This is a genomic window from Metallococcus carri, from assembly GCF_011440275.1.
In the GTDB taxonomy this organism is placed as follows: Bacteria; Actinomycetota; Actinomycetes; order Actinomycetales; family Dermatophilaceae; genus Metallococcus; species Metallococcus carri.
In genome coordinates this window covers 19,295-31,029 of sequence record NZ_JAAOIV010000003.1, presented here as the reverse complement: position 1 = coordinate 31,029, position 11,735 = coordinate 19,295, and the positions used below count along the sequence as shown (strand labels likewise).

9 protein-coding genes are annotated in these 11,735 nt (G+C 69.2%); 7 read left to right on the top strand and 2 right to left on the bottom strand.

The features are described 5' to 3' along the window. Positions 1–133: 133 nt before the first annotated feature. Genes typA through G9U51_RS04700 form a run of 5 tightly spaced genes read left to right on the top strand, consistent with a single transcriptional unit; the run spans position 134 to position 7,926 of the window. On the top strand, positions 134–2,023 hold the full coding sequence (gene typA, locus G9U51_RS04715) for a translational GTPase TypA (RefSeq protein ID WP_166194036.1): 1,890 nt from the start codon (positions 134–136) through the stop codon (positions 2,021–2,023). A 17-nt stretch (positions 2,024–2,040) separates the two neighbouring features. Continuing rightward, the gene (locus G9U51_RS17275) at positions 2,041–2,907 is read left to right on the top strand and encodes a PIG-L family deacetylase (protein ID WP_235945547.1); all 867 of its coding nucleotides are present in this window, start codon (positions 2,041–2,043) and stop codon (positions 2,905–2,907) included. After that, positions 2,904–3,389: a flavin reductase family protein gene (locus G9U51_RS17270; RefSeq protein ID WP_328823317.1), complete on the top strand. Its 486-nt coding sequence runs from the start codon at positions 2,904–2,906 to the stop codon at positions 3,387–3,389. Before G9U51_RS17275 ends, G9U51_RS17270 begins: the two co-directional genes overlap by 4 nt. An 8-nt stretch (positions 3,390–3,397) precedes the next feature. Continuing rightward, positions 3,398–5,098, top strand: coding sequence for a VanW family protein (locus G9U51_RS04705; RefSeq protein WP_166194033.1), 1,701 nt, complete (start codon positions 3,398–3,400; stop codon positions 5,096–5,098). Beyond that, positions 5,095–7,926, top strand: coding sequence for an FAD-binding and (Fe-S)-binding domain-containing protein (locus tag G9U51_RS04700; RefSeq protein ID WP_166194030.1), 2,832 nt, complete (start codon positions 5,095–5,097; stop codon positions 7,924–7,926). Before G9U51_RS04705 ends, G9U51_RS04700 begins: the two co-directional genes overlap by 4 nt. 11 nt (positions 7,927–7,937) lie before the next feature. Here G9U51_RS04700 and G9U51_RS04695 read toward each other — a convergent pair whose 3' ends face one another. Next, positions 7,938–8,582, bottom strand: coding sequence for a response regulator (locus tag G9U51_RS04695; RefSeq protein ID WP_166194027.1), 645 nt, complete (start codon positions 8,580–8,582; stop codon positions 7,938–7,940). After that, positions 8,579–9,769, bottom strand: a complete 1,191-nt coding sequence (locus G9U51_RS17265) for a sensor histidine kinase (RefSeq protein WP_166194024.1) — start codon at positions 9,767–9,769, stop codon at positions 8,579–8,581. The genes G9U51_RS04695 and G9U51_RS17265 overlap by 4 nt, the downstream gene beginning before the upstream one ends. Before the next feature lie 130 nt (positions 9,770–9,899). Between G9U51_RS17265 and G9U51_RS04685 the strand changes: the two genes are divergently transcribed. Continuing rightward, the gene (locus G9U51_RS04685) at positions 9,900–10,796 is read left to right on the top strand and encodes an ATP-binding cassette domain-containing protein (protein ID WP_166194020.1); all 897 of its coding nucleotides are present in this window, start codon (positions 9,900–9,902) and stop codon (positions 10,794–10,796) included. After that, a complete protein-coding gene (locus G9U51_RS04680; protein WP_166194017.1) occupies positions 10,793–11,611 on the top strand; it encodes an ABC transporter permease in 819 nt (272 codons plus the stop codon). Before G9U51_RS04685 ends, G9U51_RS04680 begins: the two co-directional genes overlap by 4 nt. Positions 11,612–11,735 lie beyond the last annotated feature (124 nt).

The following is an 11,735-nucleotide window of genomic DNA, read 5'->3' as shown; positions in this document are numbered from 1 at the left end:
ATAGTCGGGTACCGGGTGGTAGCGACACCTTCGGTGAAGGTGAAACCGTTCCGAGACCTTCGCGGCCAGTGCCGGTGAACGGTGGGCCGGGCCGTGGTCAGGGCACCGCGGAATCCCTGAGAGAATGGCCCTCATGCCCCAGCAGACCCGCAGCGACATCCGTAATGTCGCGATCGTCGCCCATGTCGACCACGGCAAGACCACCCTCGTGGACAAGATGCTCTGGCAGACCGGTGCGTTCAGCGAACGCCAGACGGTCGAGACCACCGGCGAGCGGGTGATGGACTCCGGCGACCTCGAGCGGGAGAAGGGCATCACCATCCTCGCCAAGAACACCGCGATCTCGTATGACGGCCCGTCGGCTGACGGCACCCCGGTGACGATCAACATCATCGACACCCCGGGGCACGCCGATTTCGGTGGCGAGGTGGAGCGCGGCCTGTCAATGGTCGACGGTGTGGTGCTGCTGGTGGACGCCTCCGAGGGTCCGCTGCCGCAGACCCGGTTCGTGCTGCGCAAGGCGCTCGCCGCGCGGATGCCGGTGATCTTGTGCATCAACAAGGTGGACCGTCCCGACTCGCGGATCGAGGAGGTCGAGGAGGAGACCTACGAGCTGTTCATGGACCTGCTCGACGACGCGCAGGGCCACGCCGACCAGCTCGACTTCCCGGTCGTCTACGCCAGCGCCAAGGCCGGGGTCGCCTCGACCGACCGGCCCGGTGACGGGCAGCTGCCCGAGGGCAACGATCTCGAGCCGCTCTTCCGCACCATCCTGCAGACGATCCCCGCGCCGACCTACGACGAGGGCGCGCCACTGCAGGCGCATGTCACCAACCTGGACTCCTCCAACTTCCTCGGCCGCCTCGCGCTGCTGCGCGTGCACCAGGGCGAGATCGCCAAGGGACAGCAGGTCACCTGGTGCAAGGCGGACGGCAGCCAGCAGAAGGTGAAGATCACCGAGTTGCTGATGACGCGCGGGCTGGAGCGCGAGCCCGCCGACCAGGCCGGCCCCGGCGACATCATCGCGGTCGCCGGCATCCCGGAGATCACCATCGGTGAGACTCTCGCCGACCCCGACAACCCGATCCCGTTGCCGCTCATCACCGTTGACGAGCCGGCGATCTCGATGACGATCGGCACCAACACCTCCCCGCTGGCCGGCAAGGTGCGCGGCGCCAAGGTCACCGCGCGGCTGGTGAAGGACCGCCTGGACCGCGAGCTGATCGGCAATGTGTCGCTGCGCGTGCTGCCGACCGACCGCCCCGACGCCTGGGAGGTGCAGGGCCGTGGTGAGCTCGCGCTGGCGATCCTGGTGGAGCAGATGCGCCGCGAGGGTTACGAGCTGACCGTGGGCAAGCCGCAGGTCGTCACCCGGGAGATCGACGGCAAGGTGCACGAGCCGGTCGAGGCGCTCACCATCGACACCCCCGAGGAATATCTCGGCGCGATCACCCAGATCCTCGCCGCCCGCAAGGGCCGGATGGAGCAGATGACCAACCACGGCACCGGCTGGATCCGGATGGAGTTCAAGGTGCCCTCGCGCGGTCTGATCGGCTTCCGCACCGAGTTCCTCACCGAGACCCGCGGCACCGGCATCGCCCACCACGTCTTCGATGGTTACGAGCCGTGGTTCGGCCCGATCACCACCCGGCTGACCGGGTCCCTGGTCGCGGACCGGACCGGCGCGGTCACGGCATACGCCATGGTCAACCTGCAAGAACGTGGCACCCTGTTCGTGGAACCGGCCACCGAGGTCTACGAGGGGATGATCGTGGGGGAGAACTCGCGCGCTGACGACATGGACGTCAACATCACCAAGGAGAAGAAGCTCACCAACGTGCGCGCCTCCTCGGCCGACAACTTCGAGAAGGTGATCCCGCCGCGCAAGCTCTCGCTCGAGCAGAGCCTGGAGTTCTGCCGCGAGGATGAGTGTGTCGAGGTCACCCCTGAGGACGTCCGCATCCGCAAGGTGATCCTGGACCAGACCGAGCGCGCCCGCGCGCTCGCCCGCAGCCGCCGGTAATCCCCCCGCCTGCGCCCATGACCCGTCTCCTCTACCTCCATGCACACCCGGATGACGAGACGCTGTGGACCGGCGTCTCGATCGCGCAGCACGTGCTGGACGGTGACGAGGTGCACCTCATCACCTGCACCCTCGGCGAGGAGGGCGAAGTGATCCCGCCGGAGCTGCGCCACCTCGAGTTGCCCGCCGGCGAAGCCCGCGACCCCGACGCTCCTGACCCGCTCGCCGAGGTCCGGCGCGACGAACTCGCCTGTGCGACAAGCAAACTCGGCGTCGCTCGGGCGAGTCTGCTGGCCGACCTGGCCGGCCGTCCGCTGCGCGACTCCGGTATGGCGGGGTCGCCGTCGGCTCACCATCCGCGCGCCTTCGCGGCCGCCGAGGTGGAGCCGCTCGGGCAGGTCGTGGCCGATTACATCGACGAGCAGCAGATCGACATCGTGGTGGCCTACGACGAGCACGGGGGCTACCTGCATCCCGACCACGTCCAGGCCCACCGGGTCGCCCTGGCCGGGGCCGCACGGTCGGCGCGCCGCCCGGAATGCCGGATCACCCTGGTGCCGCGGTCGTGGGCGCAGCAGCGGCGCAGGTGGGTGCGGGGCACCGTGCGCGCGGGTGCGGGTGTGCGGCTGCCCGACCCGGACGCGGCATACCCTCCCTCGGTCGTGGACGACGACCTGGTGACGATCATCGAGGGCTCACCGCGCGCGGCCGCCGTGCGAGACGACGCCCTGCGCTGTCACCGCACACAGGTGCAGGTGCGCCAGGGTTGGTTCATGTTGTCCGACGACCTGGCCCAGCAACTGCCCGACCGCGACGGTTTCGCGCTCGTCGATCCGGCCACCGGACGGCTGATCGCCGGCGACGCGGCAGGAGACCCGCGGTGACGGTCGACCCCAATGACTACCGCCGGGTGGTCGGTCGGCTCGCCACCGGCGTGAGCATCGTGACCACCACCGCCGGCGAGATCGACCACGCGATGACCGCCAACTCCATCATCTCGGTGTCGCTGGAGCCGGTGCTGATGCTGGTGTCTGTCGAGCGGGAGGCGCGCTTCCACGACGCGGTGATCGACGCCGGGGTCTGGGGCGTCAGCATCCTGCGCGCCGAGGCGCGGCCCGCGGCCGCCTGGCTCGCGACGCGCGGTCGCCCCCTGCACGGCCAACTTGACCGGATCGCCCACCATCGGGGCGAGACCGGTGTGGCGCTGGTGGACGACGCGCTCGCGACGCTGGAGTGCCGCACGGTCGACACGCATGTCGCAGGTGATCACACCTTGGTGATCGGGGCCGTACTCTCGATGGACACATCGGATCGCGCGGGGGACGCCCTGGTGTATTACCGCGGGCAGTTCGGCACGGTGAGTTGAGGACGTAGATGACCAAGCAGCAGGCCACGGCCCCGCGCAAGCGGCGTCGTGGCGCGTGGATTGCTGGTGGCAGCGCCCTGGTCGTGCTGCTCGCCGGAGGGTATGTCGGGGCCGCCGCGATGACGACCGACACCGTGCCCCGGGGCACGACGGTCGACGGCGTGCCGATCGGCACCCTCGATGGCGCCGACGCCCAGCTCAAGGCCAACAACGCAGCGCGCGCCAAGGTCGCCAAGGCACCGCCGATCACGGTGGCCGCGGGCGGCAAATCCTTCACCATCAACCCGGCGCAGGCCGGGCTGGGTTATGACGCCGCCGGCACGGTCGACGGCCTCACCGGCTTCTCGTTGTCGCCGACCGTGGTGTGGCACCACCTCACCGGTGGCGGACCGCAGCGCACGCTCAAGCCGACCGTCGACAAGGAGGCTCTTGCCGCCGCGGTCTCCCAGGCGGGCCAGGTGATCAAGGGTGCGCCGGTCAATGGCTCGGTCAAATTCGTCAACGGCAAGGTCCAGGTGGTGCGCTCGACCCCCGGCAAGGGCGTCAACGCGGCCGCGCTCGCGGACCAGATCGCGGCCGGCTGGCCGCGCACGACGGCATACACCGCTCCGATCAGTGAGCAGGAGGCGGTGATCAGCAATGCCGACATCGACCGCTATCTCACCTCCTTCGCCAACCCGGCGATGTCCGCACCGGTCAAGGTCGTGGTCGGCGGGCGCAGTGCGTCCCTGACGCCTGCGAATATCTCCGCGGTGCTGTCGACCAAGGTCGTCGGTGGTGAGCTGCAGGGCTATGTCGACCAGGCCAAACTCGCCTCGGTGCTCGACTCGATGTCGCCCGAGCTCGCCACGCCGCCGGTGAACGCGCACTACCAGGGCGACCAGATCGTCGCCGAAAAGGACGGCAGCACCGTCGACCCCACCGGCGCCGACAAGTTGCTGCTGGCGGCCCTCACCAGCCCGTCGCGCACGATGACGCTGGCGGCCAAGCCGGCCAAGGCCGAGGTCACCAGCGCGATGCTGAAGAAGTCGCCCCCGGGCGATGAGTTGATGTCGGAGTTCGTGTCGAACTTCCCGACCGCCCCCAAGGATGCCGCGCGCACTCGCAACATCCGGGTGGCCCTCGCCAAGATCAACGGCATGGTCGTCGCGCCGGGCGAACAGTTCTCCCTGCTCAACGCGCTGCTGCCGATCGACGCCGCGAACGGCTATGTCAACGCGCCGGTCCTCGTCAACGGCGTGGACGAGCTCGGCATGGGCGGCGGCATCTCGCAGGTGTCGACGACGCTCTACAACGCGACCTTCTTCGCCGGGTTGCAGCTCGATCAGCACACCGCGCACGCCTACTGGATCCCGCGCTATCCGATGGGGCGTGAGGCGACCTTGTGGGATCCCACGATCGACAACAAGTGGACCAATGACTCCGGGTCCTCGATCCGCATCCGGGCCGGCATCGAGGGGCACGCCGCGGTGATCCGGCTCTACGGCAAGAAGGTCTTCACCGTGAGCTCGAGCACCGGCAAGCCGTTCAACATCAAGCCGCCCAAGACCCAGACCGTGAAGAAGAAGGGTTGCATCCCGCAGCCGCCGATGGACGGTTTCAGCGTGACCGTGACCCGGGTGGTGAGCCGGGGTGGCGTGGTGGTCAAGAACGAAGCGCTGACCACGACCTACATCCCGGCCGACAAAGTCGTGTGCACCAATCCGTGAGCTCGCCCGCTGAGTTGCTCGCCGCGCTGACCGCGGCCGGTGTGCGAGATGTGTTGAGCGACAACACATCTCGTGCTGCCTTCTCCTCGGACGCCTCGCTCTATCGGCTGGTGCCGCAGGCGGTCGTGCGACCGCACGACCGCGACGAAGTGCTCGCCGCCCTGTCCGTATGCCGCTCGCTGGGCGTGCCGGTCACCGCGCGGGGCGCGGGCACCTCCTGCGCCGGCAATGCGGTGAGCACCGGGGTCGTGCTGGATTTCAGCCGGCATATGAACGCCGTGCTCGAGCTGGATGCCGCCGAGGGGTGGGCGCGGGTGCAGCCGGGCATCGTGCACGCAGCGCTGCAGCGGGTGGCCCTGCCAGCCGGCTGGCGCTTCGGGCCGGACCCATCGAGCCACAGCCGCTGCACGATCGGCGGCATGATCGGCAATGACGCCTGCGGATCACGGGCGCTGGGTTACGGCAAGACCTCGGACAATGTGCTCGGCCTGGAGGTGGTGACCGCGGGCGGCCAGGTGTTGAGCACCCGGCACGGTCAGCCGCGCGCCGAACTAGTCGCGAATCCCGGCTGGGCCACCCTCGACGCGTTGGTGTCCGAGCACCTGGCGACGATCCGCACCGAGTTCGGCCGGTTCGGGCGGCAGGTGTCCGGCTACGCGATGCAGCGGTTGTTGCCGGAGCACGGATTCGACGTCACGCGCTTCCTCGTGGGCAGCGAGGCGACGCTGGCGATCGCGACAGAGGCGACCGTCCGGCTGGTCCGCGAGCCCGCGCACCGACTGCTCGTGGTCCTCGGGTATGCCGATATCGCCGCCGCGGGCGATGCCGCGCCGGCGCTGCTGCCCTTCGGCCCGGTGGCGGTCGAAGGCATGGACAAGCGGATCGTCGACGTGGTGCGTGCCCGGCGCGGGCCGGGCGCGGTGCCGGACCTGCCGCGAGGCGCCGGCTGGCTCTTCGTGGAGATCGCTGGCGACGACCCGGGTGAGGTGACCGCGCGGGCACGTCAGGTCGTCGCGGGCGCGGATGCGCTCGACGGCCGGATCGTCGAGGATCCCGTTGCGGCACAAGCGTTGTGGCGCGTCCGCGAGGACGGCGCCGGCCTGGCCGGACGCAGCCCGCGCGACCGGCCGGCGCACGCGGGATGGGAGGACGCCGCCGTGCCGCCGGAACGGCTGGGCGGCTATCTGCGGGAGTTCGACGCGCTGCTCGCGACGCACGACCTGTCCGGTCTGCCCTACGGCCATTTCGGCGACGGCTGCCTGCACATCCGCATCGACTTCCCCCTGGCCGCGCCGGGTGGCACCGCCCGGTTCGGTGAGTTCCTCTCCGCGGCGGCGACGCTCGCCGCGTCCTACGGCGGCTCGATGTCGGGCGAGCACGGCGACGGCCGGGCACGCTCGGGTCTGCTGCCGGCGATGTATTCACCCGAGGCAATCGGCCTCTTCGAGCGGGTGAAGGGCATCTTCGATCCCGCCGATCTGCTCAACCCCGGCGTGCTCGTGCGGCCGGACGCGCCGACCGAAAACCTGCGCGTGCCGGAAGCCCGCCAGGTGCGAACAGGCTTGGCGCTCAAATACATCCACGACGACGGTGATTTCACCCAGGCGGTGCATCGCTGCACTGGGGTGGGCAAATGCCGGGCCGACAATCCGGCACCCGGGGTGATGTGTCCGTCCTACCTCGCGACCGGGGAGGAGAAGGATTCCACGCGAGGCCGCGCCCGGGTGTTGCAGGAGATGCTCAACGGCTCCCTGGTGCGCGGCTGGGACGCGCCGGAGGTGCACGACGCGCTCGACCTGTGCCTGTCGTGCAAGGGCTGTCTGTCCGACTGCCCGACCGGCATCGACATGGCGTCGTACAAGTCGGAGGTGCTGCACCAGACCTACAAGGGGCGGGTGCGGCCGGTGGCGCACTATTCGCTGGGGCAGTTGCCGAAGTGGATTCGCTTGGGCGGCAAGGCTCCTCGGCTCGCTCGGCGGGCGCTGGGCATCGGCGACGGTGTCGGCATGTTCAAGCGGCTGGCCGGGGTGGACGCGCGGCGGTCGTTGCCCGATCTGGCGCCGCGCAGCTTCCGCTCGTGGGCGGCGGACAACGGCGTGCGCACGGTGGAGGAGAGCGCCGGAGCGCCCGATCGCGTCGCGCTGATGATCGACACCTTCACCGATCACTTCTCGCCCGAGGTCGGCATCTCGGCCGTGCGCGTGCTGCGAGCCGCCGGTGTCGAGCCGGTGATCCCGTCGCGTGACGGTTGCTGCGGGCTGACCTGGATCTCGACCGGCCAACTGGACGCCGCCCGCAAGATCCTGAGCGAGACCATCGGCGACCTGGATGTCGCTGTGGCACAAGGGATTCCGATCGTCGGACTCGAACCATCGTGCACCGCCGTTTATCGCAGCGACGCGCGCGAACTCGTGGGTGACGAACGAGCTGAGCGGGTCGCGGGTGCGGTGCAGACGCTGGCGGAGTTCCTGTGGGAGCTGCCCGGGTGGACCCCGCCCGACCTGTCCGGAGTGTCGGTCATCGCCCAGCCACACTGTCACCACCACGCGGTGATGTCGTGGTCACCAGATGCTGCGCTCTTGCAGGCAGCCGGTGCCCAGGTGCAGCGTCTCGGCGGTTGTTGCGGGCTGGCCGGCAACTTCGGCGTCGAGGTCGGGCATTACGAAGTGTCGGTCAAAATCGCTGAACGACAACTGCTTCCAGCGCTCGACGCGGCGCCGGATGCCGTATTGCTGGCCGATGGATTCTCCTGCCGGACCCAGGCACGGGACTTGCGCGACCGACCCGGCATACATCTGGCGCAGTTGCTCGATCCGGAGCGCGGCTGAGTTCAGCCCGCCTACGACCGGGCCTCATGGATGAGCAGGGCCGCCTGGACGCGGTTTTCGACGCCGAGCTTGGTGAGCACCCGCGAGACATGGGCCTTGACGGTCGGCACGCTCATGAAGAGCTGGCCGGCGATATCGGCGTTGGACAGGCCCTGGCCGATCAGCTCGGCCACCTCGGTCTCACGGTCGGTCAGCTCGGCTGCGGCCACCCGGTGGGCGGCGACGCCCGTGGGAGCCTGCGCGGTGACCCGCTCGACCAATTGCCGGGTCACCGAGGGGGACAGGATCGGCTCGCCGGCGCAGACGGCGTGCACAGCTCCGACCAGCCGCTCGGGCCGTGAGTCCTTCAGCAGGAAACCGCTGGCGCCGGCCCGAAGTGCTTGCACGACAAGGTCATCCGCGTCGAAGGTCGTCAGCACGATGACATGCGGCGGATGTTCACCGGCCGTGATCCGGCGGGTCGCCTCGATGCCGTCCAGGACCGGCATACGGATATCCATCAGGACAACATCCGGCCGGTGCTGCGCAACGGCAGCGACCGCAGCCTCGCCGTCGGTCGCCTCGCCGACGACCTCGAGATCGCTCGCGCCGCCGAGGATCATCCGCAGGCCGGCGCGCACCAGCGCGTCGTCGTCGACAAGCAGCACGCGGGTCATCCGGCGGGTTCCTTCGGCTCGGTGGGCAGCACGGCTCGCAACGAGAACCGGCCACCCCGATCGGTCTCGTGCTCCAGCGTGCCACCGGCGAGTGCGAGCCGCTCGCTCAGACCGATGAGCCCGAGCCCCGCGCCTGGCACCTCGGAGCGGTGGCCGGGCAGCATTGGATTGGTGCAGCGGATGGTCACGGCGTGGTCGTCACGTTCAACGACGATCTCGATGGGCTGCCCGGGTGCGTGCTTGCGACGGTTGGTGAGCGCCTCTTGAACAACACGAAAAGCGTTGCGCGACAACGAGTCCGACAGACCTGTGAGGTCCTCGTCCATGGCCAGCGAAGCCGGCCCGTCGGAGGCCGGCGTGTCGGCGACCAGGGCGGACAAGTCGGCGATGGAGGGTTGCGGCGGCTCGATGCCGTGCAGCTCCGTGTCACGCAAGACACCGAGCACCTCGCGCAATTCGGCCAGGGCCAACTGGGCGTTGTCTCGGATGAGCTCGGAGGTCGCCCGAACCTCCGCGGGCGGCAGGTCGGTGCGATAGGCGAGAGCGCCGGAATGCATGGCTACCAACGAGATTCGATGGGCCAACACGTCGTGCATCTCGCGGGCGATGCGCGCGCGTTCGCCGATCCGGGCCTGCACCGCGCGGGCGTGCTGCTCGGATTCGGCGATGCGCACTCGCTCGCGCAGGCTTGCCAGTAGCTCGCGGCGGGACCCGATCGCCACTCCCAGGGCGATGGCCAGACCGGTGGCCAGCACTCCGATGACGACATTCGCGATGAACTGGGCGGTGTCGTCTCCCGGTGTCGGGTGAACCCGGTCGAACAGCAGGCCCGCCGCGACCGAGACGACGGCGGCCAGGATGATCTGCCGCGCGCGGCGATGGGTCGCGAGGGAGATCAGGCAGACCATCGCGGCTCCGGTGGCCGTGACGGCAAATGCGGTGAGCGCCAACGTGATCAGTGTGATGAGGAGTGGGAATCGACGGCGCAGCAACATGAGGCCGAGGCAGACCAAGCCGATGAGCAGGTCGACGAAGATCCAGGGGTGGCCATCCTCATAGCCGCGTGGGGGCTGGCCGCCCATGATCGCGTAGATGCTGAGGCCGAAGAACGCCGCGGCGAGCACCCGCCATACCTCGCCCCAAGCGCGTCGCCAACGCGGCGGCGAGGGCAGGAGGACATCGGACACCGCAGCAGCCTAGATCGACCGCCCGTCAAGGGGCATCCGTCTCTGGTCGGTGCCGACCCCCTACCAAAGTCTGCGAACGGCATACCTGCGCCCGATGTGCGCGACCGGCGGCGAACGCGAGGGTTGACCCATGATCACCGTGAACCAGTTGACCAAGCGATACGGCCAGCACGCGGCCGTGGACGCCGTCACCTTCGATGCCAAGCCCGGCCGGGTGACCGGATTCCTCGGTCCGAATGGCGCGGGCAAGTCCACCTGCATGCGGATGATGTGCGGGCTCACCCCGCCCACCAGCGGGACCGCGACGATCCTCGGACGGTCGTATGCCGATCTGCCGAACCCCGGGCGACACGTGGGTGTCCTGCTCGACGCCCAGGCCCAGCACGCTGGTCGCACGGGACGGGAGATCCTCACCCTCGGGGCGCTGACCCTTGGTTTGCCGAGGACTCGGGTCGACGAGCTGCTCGAGGTTGTCGGCCTCACGCAAGTTGAGGCCAAGCGGCGGCTGCGCGACTACTCGCTCGGCATGCGCCAGCGGCTGGGGATCGCGCATGCGCTCCTGGGGGATCCGCAGGTGCTCGTGCTCGACGAGCCGGCGAACGGGCTCGACCCGGCCGGCATCCGATGGATGCGCAGTCTGCTGCGCGGGTTCGCCGACCAGGGCGGCACGGTGCTGCTGTCGTCGCACCTGCTGCACGAGATTCAGGTCATCGCCGACGACCTGGTCGTCATCGGCCGGGGCCGGATCGTGGCCGAAGGCGCCAAGGACGACCTGCTCGCCGCGGCGGGCACGACGGTGAGGAGCACTGACAATGCACGGCTGGCAAAAGCTTTGCAGGACAACGGGATTGACGTCACACAGGGGTTCGGTTCGCTGAGCGTGCAGGTGACGCCGGAGCGCGTCGGACGGATTGCGCTCGAGCACCAGATCGTCCTCACCGAGCTCGGTTCCACGAGCTCGACCGGGCTGGAGGAGATGTTCTTGCAGCTCACCGCCGCGGACGCACGAGAAGGAGCAGCAGCATGAGCACCATCGCAAGCGCGGCAACGCCGCACGCCGGCACGAGGTTGCCGAGCCGCCTGGCCGAAGCAGCGACCACCCCGATTCCGTTCCTGCGCCTGCTCAAGGTCGAACTGCGCAAGCTGGTCGACACGCGCGCCGGTCGGTGGCTGCTGATCACCATCGGTGCGCTCACCCTGGTGGTGATCGGCATACTCCTGTTCACCGGAAAACCCAACGAGGGCAAGGGGTTTGGTGATTTCATCGCCGGGACGGTCGGTCCGCAGGCGGTGCTGTTGCCGATCCTCGGCATCCTCACGGTGACCAGTGAATGGTCCCAGCGGACCGGTCTGGTGACCTTCACTCTCGAGCCGCGGCGGTTGCGCGTCGGCCTCGCCAAGTTCCTTGCAGCGTTGCTGGTGGGGTTCGCCGCGATCATCGTCGGGGTGGCGTTCGCCGCGGTCGGGACCGGGCTCGGCGCACTGGTGCGCGGGTCGAACCCGTCGTGGGCGCTGTCCGCAGGAGCGTTCTTCGGGATGTTCCTCGCGCAGGCGGTCGGGATCGCCATGGGTGTCGGTTTCGGGATGTTGCTGCGCAACACCCCTGGCGCGATCGTCGCCTACTTCTTCCTGCCGACGTTGTGGTCGATCGTCTCCTCGATCTCGTTCATGAAGACCGCGGGTGAGTGGCTGGACACCAACAAGACACTGGCGCCCGTGTTCGACGGGTCCATGAGCGGTGAGCAGTGGGCTCACTTCCTCGTCTCGACGCTCGTCTGGGCGGTCCTGCCGCTCGCGGTCGGGATGTGGCGGATGACCCGAGCGGAGGTCAAGTCCGCCTAGGGCGACGGTGGGCAGTCGCCAGCGGCGGCGTGCGTGGGGGTCGGGGGGCCTCGCGCACGCCGCCGACGTTCGTCAGTTGATCGCCGGCTTCCCTCGTTGTTGAGCACGCTTCCCCCGTTGGTTG

Bases quoted from the DNA above. Each gene is read 5' to 3' on its own strand.
- typA (WP_166194036.1), top strand. From the start codon at position 134: ATGCCCCAGCAGACCCGCAGCGACATCCGTAATGTCGCGATCGTCGCC.
- G9U51_RS17275 (WP_235945547.1), top strand. From the start codon at position 2,041: ATGACCCGTCTCCTCTACCTCCATGCACACCCGGATGACGAGACGCTG.
- G9U51_RS04705 (WP_166194033.1), top strand. From the start codon at position 3,398: ATGACCAAGCAGCAGGCCACGGCCCCGCGCAAGCGGCGTCGTGGCGCG.
- G9U51_RS04695 (WP_166194027.1), bottom strand. From the start codon at position 8,582: ATGACCCGCGTGCTGCTTGTCGACGACGACGCGCTGGTGCGCGCCGGC.
- G9U51_RS04685 (WP_166194020.1), top strand. From the start codon at position 9,900: ATGATCACCGTGAACCAGTTGACCAAGCGATACGGCCAGCACGCGGCC.
- G9U51_RS04680 (WP_166194017.1), top strand. From the start codon at position 10,793: ATGAGCACCATCGCAAGCGCGGCAACGCCGCACGCCGGCACGAGGTTG.